The sequence below is a fragment of the Massilia sp. Se16.2.3 genome (genome assembly GCF_014171595.1).
GTDB lineage: Bacteria > Pseudomonadota > Gammaproteobacteria > Burkholderiales > Burkholderiaceae_D > Telluria.
The window spans coordinates 2942531-2968578 of record NZ_CP050451.1 but is presented as its reverse complement, the minus strand read 5'-3'; the positions used below and the strand labels follow the sequence as shown (position 1 = coordinate 2968578).

Sequence of the window (26048 nt, the reverse complement as noted above, 5' to 3'; positions counted from 1 at the left end):
GATTATCCTCCGCAGGCCTGGGCGAGCTGGGCATCGGTCGCCGTGCCCGTCGGCAGAATCGTGCCGTCATACGTGGACTGGTTCAAGCCGCCGAGATAGTTGCGGCGCTTGGCCGTCGCGCAGGTGTTATCGAAGTCCGGGATCGTGCCGAGACCGAAACTGCTGAGCTGGGCACGCAGGGCACTGATTTTATTTCCGTCGTCGTGGATCTGATTCCAGTTGCGCAGGAAGTCGGTGAGGTCGCCGAACTTGATCGGCTGTCCGGTCGCGGCGTTCGTGGCGCTGCCGCCCCCGAACTGCTGCATCTTGGCGAACACTTCCTTTTCCATCGTGTAGGTGCGCGCTTCATTCTGGTCCCAGATGCCGATCTCCCTGATGAAGGCCGGATTCTCCGGAATGATCACCGTATGATTGTAGGTCAGGTCCGGACTGTGGCCCCACCACAAGTGGCCGGTATTCAAATTCAGCCGGATCGGTGAATTGTCCTGCGTGCGGTGAGCAAACGTGTCCTCGAAAGCGTGCAGGTACTCCCCGAAGAACTGCGCTTTCGCACAGGCCGTCGGTGCCCGGTTCGAGGCATTCATCAACCTTGTCAACTGCGGATTGCTCGGGTTCTCGTAACGCCGCTTGATATAGCTGTCCAGGTCCATGCCGGTGGCAAGCAGGAAGGCTTTCTCGGCAAGCGTGCGCGGCGGATCGTAGTCGAAGGGGTTGAGCCAATCCGGGCTGGAGGTCGTGAAGTGGTACTTCTGCAGGCGGTTGCGCGCATCGCTGGTCAGCGGATTATTGCTCTGGATGGGCGCATTCTCGTCCATCGGCCAGGTGTCGGGGTCTTCGTCGATATGCTGCGTGGCCTGCGCGATCGTCAGCGCCGTGTCGAAGTCGATGCCGGCCACCCGTGCCAGGAAGAAGGTCATGTAATAGTGGACTTCGATCGAATACAGGCCCAGCGGATCGGTATTGCCAAGCGGGTTCCCTTCCGCATACGCGAACGGGTTGATGCCGCCGGCCAGTCCCATCGGGTCCGGCGTCGTATAGCGCCCCAACGCCGGGTCGTAGTCGCGGAAGTAGTTCTGATTCAGGCCGGTCTCGGCGTCGAACACCTGCCCCGGCAGGCGCAGCTTCATCTCGAAAGCCTTGCCGTTCGCGGCGTTCATGCTGGCGTGAACCACCGTCGCCTGGCCGAAAGGAGTCACCTTGCCTTGCCAGACGATGTCCTGGCCCGCGTCCGTCACCGCCTGCGGCGTGCCCAGGTGGTCGGTGTGGATGGCATAGATCGCGGCGGCGCTGCCCGAGGCCGATGGCTGCTGGCCACGCGATGCGCCAAGCGCGCGGATACGCTGCCAGAGCCGGCTGAACACACCCGTCTCCTGGCGCATGTCCACCCTGGCCACCGGCTTGCCGTCCAGGTAAAGATAGTGGGCGACGATGTGGCCCTCGCCGTCGGCTTCGGCCGCCAGGCGCTGGTCGCGGTACAGGCTGTACGTGGTCGTGCCCCTGGCCTGCGCAGGCAGGGCCGTGCGCACGATCCCTGCAGGCTGGGCCGCGGGATACACGGTCTTGGCAAAGCGCTCGCCCTGCACATTGTAGGCATAGGCCGCCACCAGGCGGTCGGCGCCATCGTAGACCGCCATCGGACGGTTGGCGATATCGTAGGCGATGCGGCGGCTGGCGGGCTGGGATTGCGCCGCGGCGTTCGTCAGGCCAGAGGCGGTGAAACCGATGCGGGCGAATGGTGCGCCGCCGGCACGGTACAACCAGGCGCTCTCGAACAGGTTGGCCGTACCCTTGTCCAGGCGTTCGTGCAGGGAGCCGGTTCCGCTGTCGGCCAGCGGGCGGGTCAGGCCGACCAGGCGGTTGGTACCGGGTGCGTACAGGTAGGCACGCGTGCCGCCCGCGTCGCCAACGGACGCCCCGCTGGAGGCAACACGGCTCACGGCCGACGCGTGCCACTCTTCGATACGGTTGCCGCCCTTGTCGTAGGCATAGCGGGCAGAAGGCGCATCGCCCGTGCCCACATCCGTCAGGCGGTCGAGGGCGTCGTAGCCGTAGTGTTCCGCCACGCTGCGCGCCGGCAGCGCGCCGGCCTGGTCCAGCTGGCGGCCGATCTGCACCAGGCGGCCGGCACGGTCGTAGCGGTTCTCCTGCGCGTAGATCGCGCGCGCCTCCTGCTTGCTGCTGCCACCGAACCAGGTGCGCGCCTTCGCCATCCAGCCTTCAGCAGCGACGGCCGTGCCGATCGCGCGCACCGCGGTGATGCGCCCGCCCGCGTCGCGCTCGATCGTCTGGCGCACACCATTGCCCGACTCGAAAGCCGTGATCCCGGTCGGGCCGCGCGCGATGTTCGCCACCACCGGTTCGTCATCGAAGTACATGGCTTTCAGCATGCCGTTCTTGTCGCCGTAGCGGTAGCGCAGCACGTGGCCGTCCGGCAGCACCTGGGTGCTCAGGCGGCCAGCCTCGTCGTAGGTGCTGGTGGTCACGAAGCGCAGGCCCACGGTGTCGTTCTTGACGTCGGCTTTCGCGAACCAGCGATTTTCTTCCAGCACCTGGCCGAAGGCGTCGTAGCGGTAGCTGGTGCGTTCGGTGGCGTGTTCGGGTTTGCCGTCCGGCGTCGCAACGATCTCGACCAGGCGGCGTCCGACATAGCGGTAGCGGGTCAGTTCCGGCACCGCGGTGGTGCCGACGGCAATCACGTGGCCCTGCACGTCGTAGCGGTAGCGGGTGTCGTGTCCGCGCGCATCCGAACGCACCAGCATCCGGCCGGCCGCGTCGTGCAGATACAGCGTCACGCCGCGGTCGGGATTCGTTTCCAGCATCGGGCGGCCGAAATCGTCGTAGCGGCGCAGCGTTTTCACGCCGTTGGGGTCGGTCAGCTGGACACGGCGGCCGCGGGCGTCATAAACGTAGTTGATCGATGCGGCGTTGGGCGTGCCGGCCGCGTCGGTGCGGCCGGTCAGCATGCCGTTCTCGTCGTAGCTGAAGCGCGTGGCAACGCCGAGGGGATTGGTGATCTCCGCCACCGTTCCGGCCGACGTGAAGCTTGCGTTCGCAACGACGCCAAGGCCATCCTCCATGCCGGCGACGCGCCCATGCTCGTCGAGGCGATAGTGGGTGAGGCCTGCCCGCTCGCCATCGGCGCGGCGTACGGCGGCAAGGATGCGCCGCCCTTCGCTGTTGTATGCGGCCTCGACAGCGCTGCCGTCCGGCAGCAGCTTGCGCGTCATGCGTCCGGCGGCGTCATAGGTGAAACGGCTGCTCAGTTCACCCGGCAGCGTCGCTTCTATTAACCGGCCGTTCAGGTCGTAGGTGTAGCGCATCGTCTGCGACAGGACTGGCCCGCCGTCCGCAGGTGTGCCTTCCACGCGCATCTCTTCGGGCTGGCCGCGCCAGTTGTAGCGCACGCGCACCATCTGCACGCCCGACGGATCGGTGAAACGCGTAACGGTGGGGCGCAGCGCGGCGTCGCGCTCCAGTACTTCGGTGACGGGGCCGCCGGGCGCCTCCGTGCGCAGCGCCAGCTTGGTGCGCGCGTCAAAACGCGTGCGGGTAATGTCGCTGTTGAGCGGACCGGGGTTGGTCGCCGCGTTCGCCAGCGGGCCGTCGATCTCGACACGCTGGCCGTAGCCGTCATAGCGGTAGCGCAGCGTCCGCGCGATGGTGCCGGCCGAGGCGTTGCCCTCCAGCGTAGGCATATGGCCCTCTTCGCTGATCTCGGTAGGCAGCCCGGCCAGCACGGCGCTGTCGGCATACTTGATCGTGGTGACGTACTCCTTGCCCGGCACCACGCTCGGACGGACGATGCGCGCCGGCCAGGGCTTGTCGCCCTCGTATTCGTAACGCATCTTCACCTTGCCCGGCAACGATCTGCCATTCACAAAAGAATAGCTGATCAGCTGGCGCGCACGCCCCTGGGCGTCGTACTGCGTGCCCTCTGCCGACAGTACTGTGCCCTTTTCGTCGAGCATCATGCTTGCCGTCACGCGGCCTTCGGCGTCGTAGCCGTAGCGCACATTGGTCTCGCCACAGGTGGCGCAGCCGGCACCGAGCGCCTCGAGCAGGCGGTACTGGCCGCCGATGATCGCATAGCGGTAGACGGTCTTTTGCCCCAGACTGTTGGTTAGCGTGGTGCTGCCGGCACCGTGCTCGAGCGTGATCTGCTGCACGCCGGTGCCTTCGGCCAGGCGCGCAGGTTGCAGGACCTTGCCGTCGGCTCCGCGTGCCAGGCGCGCCGGATAGCCTTTCACGCTCAGGTTGCCTTTACCGTTGTCGTCATAGCCGTAGGTCGACACGCGCTGCCAGTCGGCCTTGCCGCGGGCATTCGTCGCCAGTTCGCTGATGCCGGTCAGGTAGGTCGGGAACTTCGCATTTTCGTAGTGGTAATAGCGCGCGCCGGTCGGCATGTCCACTTTGACCAGGTTGGCCAGTAGCGTGTTGGCCGATACCTCGGCGCCTTTGGGCAGTGGGCTGCCGTAGCGATAGTGGAAAGTGCCGACCGGGCTGACGATGCTCTGCACGCCGCGGAAGGCGTTACCGGCCTGGCTCTGTGCCTTGTCGAGGTATTGCAGCTGCAGCCGGCGCCCCTGCGGATCGGTCACGCTCACCAGCATGCCGCGCGCGTCGTGCTGCAGGCTGACGAACTGGCCGCCCGGCGCCAGGATCTGCACCAGTTTGCCGCGGCTGTCGAAACTCAGTTCGCGTCCATTGGTCCAGTGCCAGACGTATTCTTCGCCCTTGGGTGTCTTGCGTACGACGACCTTGCCGTCGGATGGATTGGTGCTGGCGCAGAGGGATGGATCGCGCGCGTCGCGGTTGAAAATGATGCGGCTGCCGTCCGCCTGCACGATCTGCACGGTGCGGCCGACAACGTACAGGTCGGTCTCGTAGGACAGTTTCCAGCCGCGCCCCAGCAGGTTCGTGGAGGCGCCGGGACCGCTGATCGAACTGTTGTAGTGGCGGACGATTTCCAGCCCAAGCACGCCCGGCAGCGGCGCCATGTCGACTTCGCGCTGGTACTTGTTGCCGGTGATGATGTTGATCGGATTACCGGCGCCGACGTTGATTTCGCCGTTGCCACTGCCGGGGTTCGTTGCCGGGCCCGGTGCGGCACAGGGGGAGCCGCTGTTGCCGGGTCCGCAGGTGCCGGGTGGATGGGTGCCGGGCGGCGTTGTGCCCGGCGGCGTGAACGGTGGCGTCGGCGTGCCGGGTACGCAGCTCATGTTGACGCCGCAGCCGGAAGGCGGGTCGATGCCCGGGATGCCGGCGTGCGCAAGCTCGGCGCCGCCGGAGAACAATAATGCGGACAGCGCCGTGTGAACCAGGGCTTTGATTGAAGTGGTTGTCGACATAATCTTTTTCTTAAAAACTCATGCGTTGCGCTTGTGGGCATGCCGGCACAGTGCACGCCCTCCCCTTTTATCGGACATTCGCTCAGCCGATGTCCGCTTCTGGACTACTTGTTACCTTGCTTCCCAAACCGCTTGTGATTCCAGGGCGACGTCAGTCGTCGCGATACCGTGCGCGCTGCCCCCATAGGGACACCTTCCATTCACCGCTCGTCTCTCGCTGCATGTCGAGCGTTTCCGCGTGCTCGGGCTTGTTGGCGAATACGGAGTCGAAAACGATGTGGACGCAGTCACCGTCCGGCACCACCAGGAATTCCGACCTTCGAATCTTGCGCGACGCGAGTCGTCCGAGCGGTGCGCGCAGTTCCTGCAATACCCGCGCCGTGTGCTCGCGCGTGTAATCGGCTTTCCAATAACTGGACGCCGCATCCCAGCTCTCGCCGTAACGCCCGGCATCGAGCAGGCGCAGCCAGTCCAGCGCGGCCTGCTGGGCCCTGGCGACGTCCTCGGCGTGGTCTGGTGCAGCAGTGGCGGTTGAGACCAGGAGCACGAGCATCCAGACAAGGGCAAGCAGCTTTTTCATGTGTTCTTTCAAATGGACGATGCCGCGGCGCGACTCCCCGGACACCGCACGACTGCCAGTACCACGGCTGCTATTGAACATTCCTGTCACTGCTTAGCCGGCCTGACATCGACCGTGCTTTTCTCGTCCAGCTTTCGATACAAACCGGCCTTGCCCTCGATGGTATTGCCTTCCAGGACAACACCTGCGGAATTCTTGAACATCATCGCGACTGCATTGTTCGTTGCGCCCTTGATGACGAAGCGGTTGTTGCGAATGACCGCATCGCGGCCGTCTTCCACGTACAGCGCGGCCTGCGGCTCATCGCCTCCTTTTAGCCCTCCAGCGTCTGCTGAAAGCATGCGACCTGCAAGATCGAGCGCAACATTGGACGCACCTACGTTTATCAATGCGATACGTGTGCCGAATCTTTCTCCATGGATATATAAATCCGTGGACTGACGATATTATCCGTGAGGCAGTAAGTGCCAGGTATCAGAATATCTTTAGCCAAAACGAACTCGATCTGCTCTAGATCCGTCCTCTCTATCGGCCGGCAGGTGTTTTGCGCGTGAGAGTAAGGCAAGATACTGCACAACAGCGAGAACACTACAAAACTACAGATCTTCATCATAGGCAGGCAGATGCTGGAGATATGACCTTGTGATCTTTTTCTGTAAGCTGGTTGTCGTTGTCGTCGCTGCCTGTAAGAGGGCATCATTTCAGGGTGTAGGTCGAGTCACCGTTGGCACGCACTTTCTGGTCGAAACCCTTGAACGTGTTGCCTTCAATGCGCACGTCTTTTGAGTCGAGCAAGTTGATTGCCGCCGGTGCGCGGGTGAAGAGACCTCCTTTAAAGATGAAAGTGTTGTTGCGTACGACAGCGCCATGCGCATCCCGCAACTTCAGCACTGCGTCAAAAGCACCAGTTTCACCCTTGCCATGCACGACAAACGTGTTATTTTCGATAACCGCATTTGGCCCAAACTGGAACACAGCCACCCTGCCGGCGACTTCGATCACACTGTCTCGGAGGACATTGTTACGCCCACCGACATCCACACCACGCCAACCCGCGTGGATCACCATCTTTTCTATCACATAGTTGGTTTCGCCATAGGTAGGACTGCGCCCATCGACCGTCTGAGACGATGGTATATCTTCGCACTTGATGATACCAATGGGACATTGACGCTTTCCAAGATTAAGCGGCGTGCTATCTGCGCGAAATGAAATACCGCGATTAGCCTTGGTATTGCCAGGAACGGCAATGAAGCCGTTCCGGACCGCCACGCCTACCCTACCCGAGCGATTTTCGATACCGACCATTTCCTCAGCTTCCGCAGTTAGCCGATGCCCACCTAATTCAATGCGATAATTGATAGCTCCACCTGTTGCCTCCATATTGCCTTCGGGCGACTGCGAGATGCTGATCAATCCTTCGCCATCAAATGCCTTGAACGTTCCGGAGTGCACGTCGAATCGCTTAACCGCATTAATATCTTGCCGAAGACAGTATTCTCCAATCGCTTTGACATATCCCCTCACCTCTTGCGGATGCCCGTTGTAGATCGGTAGGGATACGCAATCAGAAGCTCCAGCAATTGCCTCGGGGTTTGCAAAAGCCAACACAAACAACATTCGCAATGCCCTCCCCAACTTATTCGTCCCTGTAGGCTTCATCTTCTCACTCAAAAATGTATTAACCGGTGCAAAAGCATCAAGGGTTGCAAGTCGGCAGGATCGTGCCTTGGTACAATTTTTGATCCAAAGCATGCCCATTCGCGTCGCACAAATACTTGTTCCGATTAGCCAAGCCGTCGGTCTTTGAATATACCCCTTTGTAAGGCGCACCAGGATTGGTCCAATTCACCTCTGTAACGCCCCATTCATTCAACTTAGACTGAAGTAACTGAATTTTATCGCTTTCGGCTGGATTTAACTTGTTATAACCGTTACCAAAGGCACCTTCATGTTCATGAATGTCGTTAAACTCTTTTAAAAACGACTCGAAATCCGCGTCAAACAATGTCTTCGCGGCTCCTGTACCACCGATGTTCTTCATCCGGACATACATCTCTCTTTCCATTTGCAAAGTGCGCGCCTCATTGGAGTCCCAATTAAATCCTCCAGGCCCACCAAGTGAGTAGTGGTCATAGGTATAGTCCGGATTACTACCGTACCCGCCGTGTCCAATCCCTACTTCCAGCGGAAATGGCATATTGTTTGAGTCGCGGTGTGCAAAGCTATCGGCGAAAGAATGCAAAAACTCTCCCATCAGTTGCAACCTAGCACCGCGTTTGCACGCGACTTTTTCGTCGAACTGACTAAGTTCCGCAGCATTTTCGAGACGATTTAATTGTGCGTTAAGAGGAATATTGATATACGCCGGGCTATCCGGCGGATCGCCGTAATGTCCCAATTGCCCATCGAGCTTCCCGGTAGCGGGGTCTACATGCGATTCCACTGCTGTGAAGTGATAGGTCAGCAATCTGGTACGGTGATCGTCGCTCAGGAAATGGTCGAGGTTCATCGGCTCGGTGTCTTCATTATCGTCGACAAATTGCGCTGCCAGGGCCACGATCCGCGCCTCCTCCGGTGTCAATCCTGCAGCAATCCCCAGAAACATCGTCATGTAATAGTGAATGTCGCTCTGATACAAGCCCAGCGGATCGATCCGGGTAAGCGGATTTGACCCAACGTACACGTACGGATTGATGCCACCCTCGAGCCCCAGCGGATCAGGGGTCGTATATCGCCCCAGCTCCGGATCGTAATCGCGGAGATAGTTCTGCGACAGCCCCGTCTCCGCGTCATACACCTGCCCCGGCATGCGCAGGTTCATCTCGAAAACATTGCCGCTGCCAGCCGACAGAGCCGCGTGCAGGATCTGCGCCTTGCCGAATGCCGTGGTGCTGGCCTGCCAGACGATCTGCTGGGCACTGTTGCTGACTGCCTGCGGCGTGCCGAGGTGGTCGGTATGAATGGCATAGACATGGGCGACACTGTCCTGGCCGCCGAACAGCGACTTGCGCAGACTATGCAGCCAACCGACGTCTGGCGACATCTCGATCTTGGCGAGCGGCTTGCCGTGCAAGTAGATGTAGTGAGTACGGATGTGGCCTTCGCTGTCCGCTTCGGCGGCAAGGCGCTGGTCGCGATAGAGACTGTAGGTGGTAAGGCCCTTTGGGCTTGCGACGGCTGAAGTGCGCACAAAGCCGGGTGCCGACGCGGAGGCCGCGTACACCGTCTTTGCGGACCGCTCGCCATTCGCGTTGTAGCGATAAGCGGCGACCAGTTTGCCATCAGGGCCATAGACCGCGATCGGCCTGCGCGCAGCGTTGTATTCGATGCGGTTGCTGCGTCCCTGCACGATGCCGGGCTGGCCCAGCGTCGGCATGAAGCCGATCCGCGCCATCGGTACGCCGCCGGGGCGGTAGAACAGGCCGGTTTCCGCGACCTGGCCACCCGCGCCGTCCGCCGCGCGTGCCGTGCCCGTGAGGCGGTTGCTGCCCTCCGCGTACAGGTAGGTACGTGTGGCGGGTGCCTGGCCAGCTTTGCCGGCGTTCACCTGGGTCAGCACCGGACCGCCCTGCTCCGCAGTGCGATTGCCGCCCTTGTCATAGGTGTACCTCAGGGTGGCGCCGTGTCCGTCTGCGACGGTGGTCAACTGGTCGCGTGCGTCATAGCCGTAGTTCTCGGCAAGGGTCTGCGCAGCACGCGGTCCGGTCGCACCGAGCTGGCGCATTATCGCCGTAAGGCGGTCCGCCGCATCATAGCGATTGGCCTGGCTGTACAGCACCCGCGGCGCCGCTGCTTCCTTGCCGAACCAGGCCATCACGCGCGTCCACCAGCTGGTTTCGCCCGTGGCGCGGCCAACGGCTGCAAGTTCGGTCATGCGTCCACGCGCGTCGAGTGCGATGCGTTGCTGCACGCCGTTCGCATGCGTGTAACCCGTCAAGCCGCCGGCCACGCTCTGCTGGATGTCGGTGACGAGTGCTTCGTCGTCGAACAACACGGCTTCCAGCTGGCCGCCGTTCGTCGCATAGCGATAGGCCAGGCTGTGGCCGTCCGGCAGCGTCTGGCGCAGCAGGCGTCCCGCTTCGTCGTATTCGCTGGCGGTGACGAACTCCAGCGGCGCCTGGCCCGGGGCTGCGTCAACACGCGCCATGATGCGGCGCTCCTCGAGAACCTGGCCGACGGCGTCATAGCGGAACAGGGTGCGCTCCGTTGCATGCTCGGCCTTGCCGTCGGGCGTGGCCAGGACTTCCATCAGCCTGCGGCCCAGGTAGCGGTACTGCATCAGGCCGGCGATCTTGTCCGAGCCGGCGCTCAGCATGTGTCCCTGCAGGTCGTAGGTGAAACGCGTGGTCGTACCGCGGCCGTCCGAACGCACGATCAGGCGCCCTGCGGGGTCGTAGTAAAACAGGTCGATGCCACGGTCGCCGTTGACCTCGAACATCTTGCGGCCGAAGTCGTCATACCGGCGCAGGGTGGTCACGCCTTTGGCGTCCGTTACCTTGATCTGCTTGCCGTTCACATCGTAGGCAAAGCCGATGGTGCTGGCGTCGGCGGTGCCCGCGGCGATGGTCGCGCTGGTCAGCTGGCCATAGGCGTCGTAGTCGAATTGTGTACCGATCCCGAGGGCATTGGTCAGCCGAGCGACCTGGCCGGCGTCGGTATAGGAAACGCTTCCCTGGGCGCCCAGCCCGTCGCCAGTCGCGGCGACGCGGTTGCCTGCGTTGAAGTCGAATTGCGCCCGGCCAGTTAGCTGGTCCTGGGCAGTGTAGGTGGCTGCTTCCTGCTGGCGGCCTTCGGTGTCCACCGCGGCGACCAGCTTGCTGCCGTCGGGGAGGATGCGGTGCGTGATGCGGCCGGCAACGTCGTAGATAAACCGGCTGATGAGATTGCCCGGCTGGGTCACGCTGAGCAGGCGACCGTTCGGGCCGTAGCTGTAGCGGATGGTGCGCGACTGTGCGCCGCTGCCGTCGGCCAGCGCGCTGTCGATGCGCACCTCTTCGGGCTGGCCGCGCCAGTTGTGGCGGATGGAGACGGTCTGACTGCCGGCCGCGTCAACGGTGCGGGTTGCGGTCAGGCGCAGCGCAGTGTCGCGCTCCAGGAACTCGGTAACGACATTGCCTGGCGCGACCGTGCGCAGCGGCATCTTGGTGCGGGCGTCATACACGGTGCGGCTGATGTCGCTGTTCGAGGGATCGGCCTTGCCGGCTGCGTTCGGCAAGGGCCCGTCGACCTCGACGCGCTGGCCGTAGCCGTCGTAGCGATAGCCGATGCGGCGTTCGATGACGCCGGCAACGCCCGTGCCTTCATAGGTCGGCAGGAAGCCGCGCTCACTGATCGATGCGGGCATGCCCTGCGCAGCGCCCGCTTCCACGTAGGCGATCTCGGTCACGACTTCTTTTCCCGGGACCACGCTAGGCCGGATGATGCGCGCCGGCGACTCGCTGTCGCCCGCGTACTCGAGGCGCATTTTCAATTTGCCGGCAAGCGCCTTGCCGTTCGCGTAAGCATAGTTCACCACCATGCTTGGACGCCCTTGTGCGTCGTAGCGCGTGCTTTCGGTCGACAGCGGAACGCCCTTCACGTCGAGCTTCGTGGTCGCGACCAGGCGCCCGTCCGCATCATAGCCATAACGCACATTCGACTCGCCACAGGTCACGCAGCCGGCGCCGATCGCTTCGAGCAGGCGATACTGGCCGCCGATGATAGCGTGGCGATAGACGGTTTTCTGGCCAAGGCTGTTCGTGAGCGTCGTCATGCCGGCGCCGTGCTCGAGCGTGATCTGCTGCACGCCGGTGCCTTCGACCAGGCGCGCAGGCGACACCGGTTTGCCGTCGGCACCACGCGCCAGACGTGCAGGGTAGCCCTTCACGCTCAGGTTGCCCTTGCCGTTGTCGTCGTAGCCGTAGGTCGATACGCGCTGCCACGCGACCTTGCCCGCCTCGTTCGCGGCCAGTTCGCTGATACCTGTCAGGTAGGTCGGGAATGCCCGGCTCTCGTAGTGGTAGTAGCGCGCACCCGTCGGCATCTCCACCTTGACCAGGTTCGCCAGCAGCGTTTTGGCCGGTACATCGGCGCCCTTCGGCACCGGGCTGCCGTAGTGGTAGCGGAAGGTGCCGACCGGGCTGACGATGCTCTGCACGCCGCGGAAGGAAATCCCGTCTGCGCTTTGCGCCTTGTCGAGGTATTGCAGCTGCAGGCGCCGCCCCTGCGGGTCCGTCACGCTCACCAGCATGCCGCGCGCGTCGTGCTGCAGGCTGACGAACTGGCCGCCCGGCGCCAGGATCTGCACCAGCTTGCCGCGGGAATCGAAACTCAGTTCGCGGCCATTGGTCCAGCGCCAGACGTACTCTTCGCCCTTGCTGGTCTTGCGCGTGACGATCTTGCCGTCGGCGGGGTTGTTGCTGGCGCAGAGCGACGCGTCGCGCGGATCGCGGTTGAAGATGATGCGGCTGCCGTCGGCCTGCACGATCTGCACAGTACGGCCGACCACGTACAGGTCGGTCTCGTAGGACAGCTTCCAGCCACGTCCGACCAGGTTGGTGGAGGCACCCTGCCCGCTCATCGAGCTGTTGTAGTGGCGGACGATCTCCAGCCCGAGCACGCCCGGCAGCGGCGCCATGTCGACTTCGCGCTGGTACTTGTTGCCGTTGATAATGTTGATCGGGTTACCGGCGCCGACGTTGATCTCGCCGTTGCCGGCGCTGGGGTTGACGGCCGCACCGGTCGCCGAGCAGGTTGCGCCGCCATTGCCCGGACCGCAGGTGCCGGGCGGATGGGTGCCCGGTGGGGTGGTGCCAGGCGGGATGATCGGCGGAGTTGGCGTGCCGGGGCAGCTCATGGTGACGCCGCAGCCGGAAGGCGGATCGCCGAAGCCAGGTATCCCCTCGGCACTCACGAGCTGCGTACCGCCAGTGAGCAATAGAGCGGACAGCAATGCCTTCCGCGTGGCTTTCGAAACGTTCGTCTTGGACATGGATAACTTTTATAAGAATGCAGGCGAGCGCCAACCGCAGGCTTCCCGGCCTGCGGGCGCACTATACAAATTGTCGTGTCAGATCTTGCGGGTAGTCGGTTCAGCCAGCCGGGCAGACCGGGCAGTCTGCTCCGGTGCATGGGGTCCCTGGATCGACCGGCTCCGGCGGTGGGTTGCAACCGATGCCGCTGCAGTTCGGCGGCGGGTCGGTGCCTTCCGGCGGGTCGCCGGGGTTGGTCGGGGTGCCGCCGTTACCGGCGCCGGGCGCGCTGATCGGATCGCCTTCGATGGCGTCACTCTGCATGTGCAGCGTCACATTGGACACCACGGGAATCCTGTCCTGCGCCACCATGGCCGTGTACAGGGCATCGGTATGCGGATCGCGCGCCTTCAGCCAAGCCTTGAACACGGTCTTGACGATCGGAATCTTCATTTCATAGCCGTGCATGATGCGCAGCTTGATCAGGTTTGCGTCCTGGACGGTCTGGCCCGAGTTGCCGCCCACGTTGTGGTCCTTGAACGCCAGGCCGCTGTTTGGGATCACCCGCTTGCCGTTGGTCTGGTATTTGGCCATCAATGCCGGGTTATTGCCCCAGTCCATGAAGCTTTCCTTGGTCGGATTGATGAGTTCGACCTTGGAAAAAGCCGCCACGTCCGCCGTGGCCTTGCCCAGGGATTCGGCCAGCTCGGCGGCGTTGGTGCCACCACCATACACGGGTACCAGCGCCTTGATATAGGCGGTCTTCACCTTTGTGATCGAAGCATTGCCGAGGCTGCCTGCCCGGGCTGCCATGAAGGCTGCATGGTTGAGCTGGTTCTTCGCGAAGAACAGCATGCTGTATTGCAGTACCGCCAGGCCGATCAGCGTCAGGATAGGCCCAACGATCACGAATTCGATCATGGCCGAGCCTCGCTGGGCGCTGGCCCGCGCGGTCACCGGCACAGCCTGCACCACCTCGGCCGAGCCCAGGCTCGAATGCAGCAATCGGTCACCCGTGCGCACACCCAGCCGCGCGATGCTGCCCGCAGCCAGCTCCAGCGTATGGCGCGCGCGCGCGTACGACTGGCCGTTCTCGTCGCGCCCGCTGTAGCTGACGCTGGCGCGCCACGGCTTCAGGTGCGGCACGCACTTGAGCACCCTGCCCTCGCCGTCCAGATACACGACATCGATGGCCTGGCGCATGAAGGCGCAGTGCACGCTGTCGCATTTCGTGATCAGCAAGCCGCCGTTTTCGGGCAGCTGCGGTGCCAGCATCAGGCCGCGCAGGCGGCGCCAGAAATTGTTGGCCACGGCGATGTCGAGCGTATGGATTCCGCTGCCCGTCTGCAGGCGGAACGGCTCTTCTTTGGAACGTTCGCGATTACCTGTCATCCTAGAGTCCCTCGTGCATGAATTTCATGGCGATTGGAAAGAAAAGCACGATAAACGTGCACGGAAAAATGAAAGCGATCAGGGGGAACAGCATCTTCACCGGCGCTTCCATGGCCAGCTTTTCGGCGCGCAGGAAGCGTTCGGTACGGCGCTGGTCGGCCTGGGCGCGCAGCACCGGGCCCAGGTTCATGCCCATCAGTTCGGCCTGGATCACGGCGGTGGTGAAGCTCGTGACGTTCGGCTCGTTCAGGCGGTCGGACATGGCGCGCAGCGAGTCGCCGCGGTTCTTGCCGGCGCGGATGTCGCGCAGCACGCGCTGGATTTCATCGCGCAGCACGCCGCGCGGGCCCTTCTCCACCGACTGGATCATGGCGCCCTGCATGTTCAGGCCGGCCTCCACGCACAGCGTGATGATGTCGAGGTAGAACGGCAAGGACTTCAGCAGTTCGCTGCGGCGGCGCGCGAGCGTGTCGCGCAGCCACAGGGCCGGGTACAGGTAGCCCAGCAGTGCGCCGACGGCGCCGACCTCGAAATAGTTCGACAGCGAGAAACCCTCCTCGCCCAGGTCGGCCTTGTCGAAGGAGCCGAAGATCCACCAGAACAGCAGGAAGCACAGCAGCGCGCCGACGAGGCGCGCGGCCACGAACTGTTCGGGCGAAATCGTGTACTCCAGGCCCGCCTTGCGCAGCTGCAGCAGCAGGGTCTGGTAGCGCTTGCCGCCGATGACCGGGCCCAGGAAGTGGGAAATCCAGTGCACCGGATACCACAACATCTTGAAACCCATTGGCGGCTCGTCCTTGTAGGAACGGTCTTCCTTCGGCACGTCGGCCAGCACGCGCGAGACCAGCCAGGCGACCAGCGCCACCGACAGGCCCACCGCCACGGCAAATCCGGCCACGACCAGGCCGGCATTCTTGAGAAGCATGCTTTCCATGATTTCCTTACACGTCGATCGCGATGATCTTCCGGATTACGTACACGCCCATTGCCTCGAGCACGGTCAGCACGGCCAGCGTGGCCCAGCCGATCCTGCTGTCCCAGAGGAAGGACATCGCTTCGGGTTCCATCTTGTTCAATACCAGCATCAGCCCGACCGGCAGCAGGCCCACCACCCATGCCTGCAGCTTGCCCTGCGCCGTCAGCGCCGCGATCTTGCCTTCCATTTGCAGGCGCGAACGGATCGTGTGCGCGGTGCGCTCGAGCGTCTCGGCCAGGCCGCCGCCGGTCTCGGTGGCGATGCGCATGGCGGAGACGACCAGCACCGTGGTCTGGGTCGGCACGCGGCGCGACAGGTTGTTCAGGCTCTGCTCGAGCGTCACCCCAAGGCGCTGCTCGCGCAGCAGCAGGGAGAACTCCTGCCCCGGGGGCGCCGGCGCTTCCGCCACCAATTGGGCGATCGCGGCCGACAGGCCGACACCCGCGCGCATGCCGCCCGAGAGCATCATCAGCGCGTCCGGCAGCTGGTGCTCGAACTTCTCCATGCGCTTGGCGCGCATGCGGGCGTACAGGAAGCGCGGGAAAAAGCCCATCATCAGCAGGACCGGGATGACCAGCAGCGCCTTGCCGGAGATCATCCAGACCAGGGCCGGCACCAGCACCATCATCGCCAGGTTGGCCACGAACAGCTTGCGGGCGTCGATGAAGAGGAAGAACTCCTGGGCCTGGAAGCGCGCGCGCTCGGTAAAGCTGGCGCGGTAGCGTGCCAGCGTCACGGTGCCCATGTCGATCAGGAACCAGGCCAGCAGCGCCGCCGCGACCGCGATGACAACCGTAAAGGCGATCAGGACTTCGTTGCTGTTCGAGCTCATGCGCGTCCATCCTGGGTCAGGGTGCCAGCCGGGCGCTCGGCATCGACGGGGTCGAAAATGCGCATGTCGAGGTCGGCCCCGGCGGCGCGCAACTCTTCGTAGAAGGTCGGTACCATGCCGCAGCCGGTGAAGTAACCCTGCACCTTGTTGCCGCCGTGGTCGCCGCCCGCGCCATAGCCCTTGTTGACGAACTTGAACAGCTCCTGGATCTGGATCTTGCCGCTTTCCATGCCGCTCAGCTCGGTGATGCTGGTGACCTTGCGCGAGCCGCAGGCAAAGCGGGTCTGCTGCACCACCATGTCCACCGCCGAGGTGATCTGCTCGCGAATGGCGCCGAGCGGCAGGTCCATGCCCGCCATCAGCACCATCGTTTCCAGTCGTGCCAGGCCGTCGCGCGGGGTATTCGCGTGCAGCGTGGTCAGCGAACCCTCGTGGCCGGTGTTCATGGCCTGCAGCATGTCGAGCGCCTCGGCGCCGCGGCACTCGCCGACGACGATGCGGTCGGGACGCATACGCAGCGTGTTCTTGACCAGGTCGCGGATGTGGACGGCGCCCTTGCCTTCCACGTTGGCCGGGCGCGACTCCAGGCTGATCAGGTGCTCGTGGTGCAGCTGCAGTTCCGCCGCGTCTTCCACGGTGATGATGCGCTCGCCCGCCGGAATGAAGTTCGACAGGATGTTCAGGAGCGTGGTTTTACCGGAACCGGTACCGCCCGAGACGATGATGTTCTTGCGCGCTTCCACGCAGATCTGCAGGAACTCGGCCATCTCCGGGCTGAGCGCGTCGAATTCGACCAGGTCTTCCACGGTGAGCTTGCGCTTGGCGAACTTACGGATGGTGAGCGTCGGGCCCTTCAGCGCCAGCGGCGGGATGATGGCGTTGACGCGCGAACCGTCCTTCAGGCGCGCGTCGACCATCGGCGAGGATTCGTCGATGCGGCGGCCCAGCGGCGCCACGATGCGCTCGATCACGCCCTGCACCGCGCGGTCCCCCGTGAAGGTCAGCGGGTGGCGCTGCAGGCGGCCCTTGCGCTCGACATAGATCTGGTCGAAGCGGTTGACCATGATCTCGGAAATGCTGTCGTCGGCCAGCAGTTCTTCCAGCGGGCCCAGGCCCACGGCCTCGTCGAGCACCTGCTTGCTCAGCAGGGCGCGGTCGAGTTCGCGCGGGATTTCCTCGTCGTGCAGGTCGATGATTTCCTGTACCAGCCCACCGGTCTCGGCGCGCAGCTGCGTGTCGCTCATGCGCGAGACGTCATGGCGGCGCAGGTCCATCGTTTCCAGCAGGTGCGTGTGGATGCGCTTGCGCCATTCGAATTCGAGCGCCTTCAGGCCCTCGACCGGGGCCAATACCATTGGATAATCAGCCGGCGCGTCGGCCGCTGCAGGGCGCGCAGGCACCGCTGCGCGCGCCGACTGTGCCTCGTGCTGGGCCTTCTCGGTGGCCACGCGCGCCGCCTGCAGGGCCTCGGTGGCGTTCTGGTTGCGGTAGGCGGCCGAGGTCGAACGCGAAGTGGGCGACGCCGCCTGGACGACGCCGCCGGCGTCGCCGATCTCCATCACGCGCAGTTTATAAGGGCCGACGCCGATAATGTCGTTGGCGGCCAGCGGACCGTGCTGGGTCTCGATGCGCTTTTCGTTGACGAAGACGCCGCCGAAGGCGCCCATGTCCTCGAGCAGCACGCCGCCCGGGGTCTTGAACAGGCGCGCATGCTCCTTGCCCACGCGCCAGCTGTTGAGGCGAATCTCGTTCTCGCGGGCCTTGCCGATGACGCTGTCATCGGGTACCTGGACCAGCTGCTGCGAGCCGTCCGGGCTGGTGATTTCTACTTGTAACATCGTGCTGCCCTTAGTTTGCCATGGCGACGTTTTGCAGCCACTGGGCCGAGACCCAGCCACGCACCGCACCGGATTCGATCGGCATCCAGCTGCCTTTCGCGGCAGCCGCGCCGTTGACCAGCTGGTTGCCGCCGAGCTTGGCGACGACGACCGAATTGATGTCCGGGCTCACGTGGACGGCCAGGCCGTCGAGGACGACGCGGTACTGGCGGTCGGCAGCGGCGCGGTCCTCAACGGCAGGCTTGGCGACTTGCGCCAGCATCGTGCCGCCTGCCGCCTTGCGCGCAACAGCGCCGCTGTCGGCCGCGCGCGGCGCCGCCTGCTGGTCGGCGGCGGCCACGCTGTCGGCGCGTACCCAGCCCCTGACCTGGCCGACCGCGACATGGCGCCACTTGCCGGACAGACCCGCCGGCGCTTCCAGCGTGCCGGCATCGACCACGGCGTGGTAGCCGAGTTCCAGCAGCGCGGCGCTGGCATCGGACGGTTCGGCGCGCAGCACCAGGCCGTCGCGCAGGACCAGCAGCGCGGTGGCGCCCGGGGTATCGGCGCCGGTTGCGCGCATGGCGACCGGCGGTTCGCCGGCGACCGGTGCCCGGGCCGGAGCCGGCGGCATGTTGCTGTCGCTGCGTGGCACGGTCGCGCCCGCGCCCGGGCCCTGGTTGAACTTCTGCGCATCCTTGCCAGGCTGCAGCGGGTCGCTCAGGTAAGGCGACTTGTCGAGACGGTCGGACAGGCGCTCGGTGGTCTTGTTGACGCGGTCCACCAGGCCCGGGCTATGGGCATCGACAATGGTTGGCGTCACGAACACGACCAGCTCGGTTTCCTTGTTCTGGTAGCGCTTCGAGCGGAACAGCGCACCGAGGATCGGGATGTTGCCCAGGCCCGGCACCTTGTCGATGTCGCTGCTGATATTGCGCTGCAGGAGGCCGGAGAGGACGATGGTTTCGCCGCTGCGTGCGTTGAACTCGGTTTTGGTGCGGCGCGTGAGCAAGGCCGGACCGGCGGCCGTCGTGACCGACTGGTCGATCGAGCTGACCTCGGAATCGATGACAGCGCGGATGATGCCGTCGCGGCCGATGCGCGGCTCGACGTCGAGCTTGATGCCGTACTGCTTGAACATCACCGACGGGCCCTGGATGGTCGTGACCGCATAGGGGAACTCGCCGCCGGCCAGGAAGCTGGCCTTGACGCCGCTGCGCGCGGACAGTTGTGGTTCGGCCAGCACGCTGGCGGTACCGTTCTGCGCCAGCAGGTTGAGCTTGGCGGACAGGCCCATATTCAGGGCGCCGAGCACGTTCAGCGACTGCGGGATCGTCACGCCCCCTCCCCCGTTCGGATTCGCAGCGCCGTTCGGTGGAATGTCGGTAATCGGCAAGCCGTTGTCGCCAGTCGGAATACCGATCTGGTAGGGTCCGTCGGTGCCGCGACGGATCGGTCCCCACACGCCACCGATGGCGGCGCCGCCGTTGGCGGTCCATTTCAGGCCCAGTTCACGCAGCTCGCTTTTCGGGAACTCGACGACCTTGACGTCCATCATGACCATCTTTTCCCAGCCGACCGCGCTGGTGAAGTTGACGATTTGCGGATAACGCTTGGCCAGCTCGCCGACCTTGTCGCGGTCTTCGTCGGACAGGGCGTCGCCCTCGACGATGACCTTGTCGCCGACGATCGAGACCTTGGCGTTGGGGATGGCGGCCATGAAGGCGGCCACCTCACGCGCGACGCGGCTGATGTCGCCCTGCATGATGTTGACCTTGACGCGCTGGTAGCGGCCATCCTCGTTCCACACGAACAGGGTGGTGGTGCCGGCGGCGTTGCCGAAGATGATGACTTCCTTGCCGTCGAGGGCGGTGGCCGACATGATCTGGCCGTTGCCGACCACGATACGGGCGACATTCGGCGCCGGGAACACGCGCGACTCGCCCACGAACATCTGGATTTCCGGGATCTGGCCGTCGTCGTCGGGTTTCTGGATCGGGGCGTAGACGGCGTCGCGCGGCGCCTTGCGCTTCGCGTCCTGGCGCGGCATGGCGGTGCTCACGGTGCGCATGACCGGCGTGACCTTCTGGCGGCCGGCTCAGGCACGTAAGGACCTGGCATCGGCTTGGCAGCGGCCGGCGCGGTAGCCGGCGCGGTAGCCGACGCGGTAGGCTGCTTGCTGGCCGGCGCTGCGACGGGCGTGCTCGCCGGGCTGGTTTTCGCTGCCGGCGCGGAGGTGGTGCCCGGCTTGGCGGCGGTGCCCGGGACGCTTGCACCGCCGGGGTGGTCTGCGCCCACAATGCCGGGCTGGCCAGTGCCAGCACCAGGCTGGCGATCATTGGTTTCAGGGAAGGCAGGCGTGGCTGCGTGGTCAGGCTTGGTGCGAAGTTGTTCATTAATTCAGTTCACGTCGGTGGTTCGGGCGCGGGGCGCAGTGCAAGACAGGCAAATCAAGGGGCCGTGGCGGGCGGCACCGCGGCAGGCGCGGGCTCGGGCGCAGGGCTTGCCGCGCGCGCCAGGCGCAACGCTTCCGGCGGCAGGTTCGACACGTTCGGACCACCGTAGATCACGGCCACGCGGCGCGGCCCGCGGCCTCCGGTAGCCTTGATGCGCGGTGCCTGGCCATCCAGGCCCAGCAGGCCTGCAACGTCGTAGCGCTTCTCGTCGAATGGTCCCTTGTCCTGCGGATTGCGCAGCAGCGCCGTCAGCTTGCCCATTTCGCGCGCGGCGATCAGCTGGCGTGCCTCGGCCGGCGAGGTGTTCACGGTCACCGTCGTGTACTGGCGCGGCTCGCCGCCCTTAGGGTCGTCCTCCGATCGCTGGCCGGTCGCCATCACGTCCACGCTTTGCAGCAGCGGGAAGGTGAACTTCTTGCCTTCGCGGTCGAGCGAGACCATCAGGTCGATGGTGTCGCCCGGCTCGAGCATGCCGGAGATCGAGTTGATCTCGTCGACCGGCACCGTCATGGCGCGACGGCCCGTTTCGACGCGTGCCGAGAAGGTCGGCACCTTCTGGGTTTCGAGCAGGCCCCACATGATCATCTCGCCGCTCTTGACCGGATAGGCCAGCACCTGGCCGTCGATGCGCTCGAAGTCGTCCGGCGTGACCGCCACCGAATGGGCGAATTCGACCGGGATCGGGCGCAGCGCCATGTTCTCGGCCGATAGTCGCGTGCCCTTGGGAATATCCCCCTTGGCAACGATCGCCGTGACCGTCGAGCCCTTGGCCTTGGCCTCGATCGACGCCATCTGGCGGTTCAGGTAACTGCGCGCTGCAAGCGCAGCCCCGCCGCCGATGACGAGCGCGACGATGAGCACGGCCCAAGTCCGGTTGGGCTTGAACTGACGAATCTTTGAGACGGTTTGCTGTTGGCTGAGCTTCATGATCAAGTTGGTAGTGAGAGGGCAAAACTGAACTTCTTGTAGGCCTTGGTGAAGCCGTCGATGATGATCTCGACGGTGGTTCTCGACTGGCCCGAACTGGCCCCATCGGCGATGGGAACGAACAGGATGAACGCCAGCACGCCACAGACGACCACGTATTCGGTGATCATGTGGCCGCGCTGGGAACGACGTGGGGATTTCACTTCACACGCTCCATGGTGGTGACGGTGTTGAGGACGATGCTGGTCTGGCCGTTGCCGTTGGCGCGGATGACGGCCGTCGCTTCCTTGCCCTTGCCCTTGAAGCTCAAGGTGCGGCCACGGCGCAGCGGGTCCGGCAGGCCTTTCGTGGCGGGCTGGTCGAGCGGGTTGTCGCGTTCGAGATGGAAGCCCTCGCGGCGCAGGTTGTCGACGAGGCTGTTGCGATTGAGCGTTTCGCTGTGGCCGTTCTCGGCCACCACGTAGGCAGCGAACTTGCCGCCGTCGCTGGAGCTCATCTGGTTGAGCAGCTTGGTGCCGCCCGGCAGGCGGTTCAGCATGCGCGCGTTGGCGGCCGCGTTCTCGTCGCGGCGGTCGTGAGCCCCTTTCAGGTCGGTGACCGCTACCGTGCCGCGCACGCCCTTGCCGCCAGGACCGGCCGGCTCGAGCTGCACCGTCATGTAGAAGTCTCCTTCGGCGCGGCCAAGGACGAGCTTGTCGTCAACAAGGTCTTCCATCAGCGGCTTGCCCATGTTGCGGCGGAACCACGTGAGGGCCTCCTTCGGCTCCATGTGCAGCACGAAGCCCTGCATGCGCATCGGCATGCCGTTGACGATCATCTGTTCGCCGATGGGAAAAGTCTCGGCCGCAGGTGGCAGCTTGACAGTCGGCCACGCAGGTGCGGCGGCAAGCGGCGCACTGGATAAAGCCAGCAACAAGCCAGTACAAACGAGCCGGCGCGGCAGTGCCGCGCGAAGTGAAAAATTCAGCATGCCCTTCCCGTCTACGGCAAGCGATCGGCAGGCACGTCGTCGCGCCAGTAGTCGAGCTTGCCGATTTTCGGTCCGCATGTGAAGCACGCGCCTGGGAGGTAACGCGGGCTCTCCATGATGCCAACGAGCGCATCCACGGCTACACGTAAAGGTTCCAGTGCACTAGCGGGATAAGCAAGTGGATCACCCACTTTGTCGATCACCTGGCCTGGACCGCGCGCCCCCCATGGATCGATGACGAGGTCGGTATGGCGCGTCATGGTCAGGCTGATGTTCTTGAACTTGTCGTAGCTTTTGGTCGGTCCGACCAGGTTATTGGACAGGTTGGCCAGGGTGACGGTGACGTTGGCGCGGTACATGCCGTTCGACTTCAGCTTGAGCGGGTCCTGGAACAGGAGGAAAGGCTGGCCGTCCTTGGTTCCTTTGAAAGCATGTGCACGATCGGCGTTGAGCGATTCGCCGAAACTCACCCGGATGTCGCTGCCGAAATTACGGATGAGCGATTTGTCTTCAGGATCGCGCCAGAACAGGTTCTGGTTGGCCTTGAAGTCGCCTGGAACGTCGCCAGTCTTGATGGGCGCGTTGGGGTTGCTGAAGAAACGGCGCTGCACTTCGCCCGACAGCTCCTCGGGCGTTTTCCAGGTGCTGTTCTGGTCGTTGCGGATGGTGGCATCGAATGCGACATAGCGCGCCGCCATTTCGGTTGCGTGGGCGATGTCCTGGTACTTCGCGATCAGCGGCAGCACCAGGAAAATCGGGATCAATACCAGCGCGATCAGCAGGAATTCGGTCAGGGCCTGGCCATGCTGGGCGAGCCGGCGCGATGCGGTGAGTCGGTTCATTCGTCGCTCCTCGGGTTGATGCGGAAACCGCCGCGCTGGTGCGGCGCGAACACGTCGGCTCCTACCATGGCATCGAAGCGCGCCTCGCGGGCCTTCGCTACCGGGTAGCCGCCTTCGTTCGTTTCGACAAACAGCTCGGTATAGGGACGGAAGGAGCCGCCAAGCGCGCGGCAGGTAAGGTCGCCCGGTTTACCCCCGTTCGCTTCCTCGCACTTGACGCCGGCGATAACCTTGGTCCTGCCGGTCGGGCCGGAGGAACCGGCCATTCGCTCCACCTGCGCCGCCACCGCCGCCGTACGAGGATTCGCTTTGAGCGCGGCGATCTGCTGCTGTATCGTCACGGCGCCCGGGGCGCGTGGAACCACGGGTGAGCGCGCGTGTACGGCCGCATCGCACTCCCCTTCGGCCTTGCGCTCGGTCAGGTCGATCTCGCACTTCCCCGCCTGCGAACTCAGCACGGCCGTGTAGTCGTCGCGTTCCTTCAGGCTGCAATCGTCATTCAGCTCGGCGCGATAAATGCGCGTATAGGTGATCTCGCGATTGGCCGTGGTGTAGGTGTCCTGCATGTAGCCCTCGGCGTAGTCCGGCAACTGGCGTGGCGGATTCACAGAGGCCTTTTGGAGGCGGCGCATCTTGACGCACATGTCGACCATATTTTGTAGCGACTTGACCATGCCTCGGCTCTGCTCGCGCATCCGATCGCTTTCTTCACCCATGTGCAAGCGCATGTAGTGCACCTTGATCTTTGGGCCGCCGCCGAACTCGTTATGCGGCATCGGCGCCTGGATGATCTGCTTTTCCATGGCCGTTCCCGCGTTGGCCATCCCGCCAGCGCAGGCAAGCAAGAGGCCGGCGCCGGCAATCGTCATTCGTGACAACATTGTGCTACGGAACTTCAAGGTCCTGCTCCTTGTAATGCGATGGCGGCCGCCGTCACGGCGTCCGAGTTCGGGACGAGATGGACCTGCCAGTATGGATTGAACAGGCTGGCAAGCTCACGGCGACCGTCGGCCCGCGGCGCGTGCGACCGGTCGAAGAAGACTTCGGAAGTGGAGACCGCCGCCATGACGTTCCCGGCCTGGTTGCTGTTGTAAACAGCCAGGCGGCCCGACGGCTTGATCTGCGAGCGGCCTTCCGAAGTTTTCTGTTGCGCCTTGTCGCGGGTGAGACGGATGGCGAATTGCAGCTTCGGATCGTCCTTCTTCGCGGCGCTCGGATTGGAGGGGCCGTACTTCAGCGCGTTGTCGGACAAATCGAAGTAGCTCGGCACACCGGAATACTTGTAGTTGCCGCTGCTGGACGTAGCGGCAATCTGGCTGCCGGTACCGAGCGTGTAGGAGAAAGTCTGTTTGCAGCCGGAGTTAAACAGACTCCACTTCCAGGTGCGGATCGTGAACGTCGCATTGTCGTTTGCCCGCCAGCTGGTGTAGCCGTTCAGGGTCGTGGAGCCCGTGTGGTTGGCCCGTCCTACCGGCAGCAGAATACACGGCCAGGGGGACTGCGACGTCCAGGAGCGATCGACGACGAAGGTGTCCCTGTTGACGATTGCCAGCTCGAGCGAGCGGAAACGAGCGCGCTCGTTGCCGGCGGTGGTGCGTTGTTTAATGAAGAAGCCGCCATCGAACAGCGTCCAGTTATCCGTCAGCGGAAGGGTATCGACGGAGATGGTCCCGTCGTCTTTATAGTTGGCGTTGGCGACGTCTTCCATCACTTCTTTGCGTGACAGGGGAAGGGCGACGAACGCGGCGAGCTGGGCGGCCTGCTGGGCTTTCTTCACCAACTCGGAGGCGGCAACGGTAGCAGGACCGATGGCATTGAAGGCATTTTGCGCGGCAGTCAGCACCGGTTGCGCCACGACCTTGTAGGTCAGGGCATAGCACAGGGGCACGTACTCGAGTGTCGCGGTGACGAGCGGAATGGCGTAATAGTATTGGCACAGCATCGGATTGATGCGGTTCATGTGCTGATTGGAGTACCTCAACCAGGACGACACGCTCACCATCTGCGCGACCGTCGTCTCGTTGGCGAGCATAGCGCGATTGGTGTAGGCGTTGAAATTCAGTGCACGTGCGTGCATCACCCCGGCGCTGTAGGCCACGGCGTCGGCGGTATTGACCAGTCGCGTTTTTTCCGCGGACATCTGGCCGGTGTTAAACAGGAAGAAGGTTGCGATGAGCGCGCCGAACAGGATGAATATCCCGTAGATCAATGCTTGTCCGCGCTGGCGTGCGAGTTGACGAAACGGGCGATGGATGGGCGTCATGTAGTACGTGGTAGGGGCTACTTGAATCGGGGAGGACTGCTGGAATGCCGCGACAACTGCATTACCGCCACAGTTGTCGCAGGCATCCGGGTACGGCTATTAGTTGGTGCCAGCCGAACCGGTTTGCTCCTGGTCGCCGTAGGTCGACAGCGAACGTTTTTTCGCAGCAGCGGTTGCAGCAGCGCCACCAGCGGCTTTCGCTTCGGCGATGGTCGAACCGGCGTTATCGCCGCCAACTTCCTTGGCGATCGCGCCCATCTGCGAACGAACGGTCGTGCCGAACAGCTGGGTCACTGCGATTGCGGCGACGGCGATCAGCGCGACGATGATGATGTACTCAGTCATGCCCTGACCAAGTTGACGGCTACGTGCGATAAATTTTTTCATGACTCATCCAATAGGTGTGGTTACATTTTTAACAAGAGTACAACCGAAAGTCATGATATTTGCGCTTACACAAATGAGCAAGAGAAAAGTTTGATATTTATGTTAATTCGTGCGTCGAAATAATGTTGCAAAAAGATGAGAATCTCTCAAAAATCACAGCATGCGCAAATGCGGAAATCCGCATTTCTCCCATAGAAATCAGTAATTTGGCGGATTATTTGACGAAAGCGTGAAAATGTTAGCGCTGAGCTGTATGCACAGGGAATGTTAAATTCCCCGTGGATAATAACGTATCTTGAATGCAA

General features: G+C 63.5%; 17 protein-coding genes. All 17 read right to left on the bottom strand.

Annotation, left to right across the window (positions count from 1 at the left end; all coding sequences use genetic code 11):
• Positions 1-2: 2 nt before the first annotated feature.
• A complete protein-coding gene (locus G4G31_RS13570; RefSeq protein WP_182988146.1) occupies positions 3-5348 on the bottom strand; it encodes a DUF6765 family protein in 5346 nt (1781 codons plus the stop codon).
• Between the two features lie 151 nt (positions 5349-5499).
• Complete coding sequence (locus G4G31_RS13565) at positions 5500-5928, bottom strand: DUF4019 domain-containing protein (protein WP_182988145.1); 429 nt, start codon at positions 5926-5928, stop codon at positions 5500-5502.
• A gap of 86 nt (positions 5929-6014) precedes the next feature.
• Positions 6015-6269, bottom strand: a complete 255-nt coding sequence (locus G4G31_RS13560; protein WP_182988144.1) for a hypothetical protein — start codon at positions 6267-6269, stop codon at positions 6015-6017.
• 355 nt (positions 6270-6624) lie between these two features.
• Positions 6625-7683, bottom strand: coding sequence for a right-handed parallel beta-helix repeat-containing protein (locus tag G4G31_RS13555; protein ID WP_182988143.1), 1059 nt, complete (start codon positions 7681-7683; stop codon positions 6625-6627).
• The gene (locus tag G4G31_RS13550; protein WP_182988142.1) at positions 7628-12901 is read right to left on the bottom strand and encodes a DUF6765 family protein; all 5274 of its coding nucleotides are present in this window, start codon (positions 12899-12901) and stop codon (positions 7628-7630) included. Before G4G31_RS13550 ends, G4G31_RS13555 begins: the two co-directional genes overlap by 56 nt.
• Before the next feature lie 100 nt (positions 12902-13001).
• Positions 13002-14273: a DUF192 domain-containing protein gene (locus G4G31_RS13545; protein WP_182988141.1), complete on the bottom strand. Its 1272-nt coding sequence runs from the start codon at positions 14271-14273 to the stop codon at positions 13002-13004.
• A 1-nt stretch (position 14274) separates the two neighbouring features.
• Positions 14275-15207 (bottom strand): type II secretion system F family protein, encoded by a 933-nt coding sequence (locus tag G4G31_RS13540; protein WP_182988140.1) that lies wholly within the window; start codon positions 15205-15207, stop codon positions 14275-14277.
• Positions 15208-15214: 7 nt separating this feature from the next.
• On the bottom strand, positions 15215-16081 hold the full coding sequence (locus G4G31_RS13535) for a type II secretion system F family protein (RefSeq protein WP_182988139.1): 867 nt from the start codon (positions 16079-16081) through the stop codon (positions 15215-15217).
• The gene (locus G4G31_RS13530) at positions 16078-17919 is read right to left on the bottom strand and encodes an ATPase, T2SS/T4P/T4SS family (RefSeq protein WP_182988138.1); all 1842 of its coding nucleotides are present in this window, start codon (positions 17917-17919) and stop codon (positions 16078-16080) included. Before G4G31_RS13530 ends, G4G31_RS13535 begins: the two co-directional genes overlap by 4 nt.
• Positions 17920-17929: 10 nt before the next feature.
• Positions 17930-19969 carry a type II and III secretion system protein family protein gene (locus G4G31_RS13525; RefSeq protein ID WP_182988137.1) on the bottom strand — a complete coding sequence of 680 codons (2040 nt, stop codon included), beginning with the start codon at positions 19967-19969 and terminating at the stop codon, positions 17930-17932.
• A gap of 379 nt (positions 19970-20348) precedes the next feature.
• Positions 20349-21215 carry a Flp pilus assembly protein CpaB gene (gene cpaB / locus G4G31_RS13520; RefSeq protein WP_229424954.1) on the bottom strand — a complete coding sequence of 289 codons (867 nt, stop codon included), beginning with the start codon at positions 21213-21215 and terminating at the stop codon, positions 20349-20351.
• Positions 21216-21283: 68 nt separating this feature from the next.
• On the bottom strand, positions 21284-21484 hold the full coding sequence (locus G4G31_RS13515; RefSeq protein WP_182988135.1) for a hypothetical protein: 201 nt from the start codon (positions 21482-21484) through the stop codon (positions 21284-21286).
• Positions 21481-22194 carry a hypothetical protein gene (locus G4G31_RS13510; protein WP_182988134.1) on the bottom strand — a complete coding sequence of 238 codons (714 nt, stop codon included), beginning with the start codon at positions 22192-22194 and terminating at the stop codon, positions 21481-21483. Before G4G31_RS13510 ends, G4G31_RS13515 begins: the two co-directional genes overlap by 4 nt.
• A gap of 68 nt (positions 22195-22262) precedes the next feature.
• Positions 22263-23093, bottom strand: a complete 831-nt coding sequence (locus tag G4G31_RS13505; protein WP_182988133.1) for a hypothetical protein — start codon at positions 23091-23093, stop codon at positions 22263-22265.
• Positions 23090-23896, bottom strand: coding sequence for a hypothetical protein (locus G4G31_RS13500; RefSeq protein ID WP_182988132.1), 807 nt, complete (start codon positions 23894-23896; stop codon positions 23090-23092). Before G4G31_RS13500 ends, G4G31_RS13505 begins: the two co-directional genes overlap by 4 nt.
• 92 nt (positions 23897-23988) lie before the next feature.
• Positions 23989-25356, bottom strand: a complete 1368-nt coding sequence (locus G4G31_RS13495; RefSeq protein ID WP_182988131.1) for a Tad domain-containing protein — start codon at positions 25354-25356, stop codon at positions 23989-23991.
• A 99-nt stretch (positions 25357-25455) separates the two neighbouring features.
• Positions 25456-25743 carry a pilus assembly protein gene (locus G4G31_RS13490; RefSeq protein WP_182988130.1) on the bottom strand — a complete coding sequence of 96 codons (288 nt, stop codon included), beginning with the start codon at positions 25741-25743 and terminating at the stop codon, positions 25456-25458.
• Between the last annotated feature and the right edge of the window lie 305 nt (positions 25744-26048).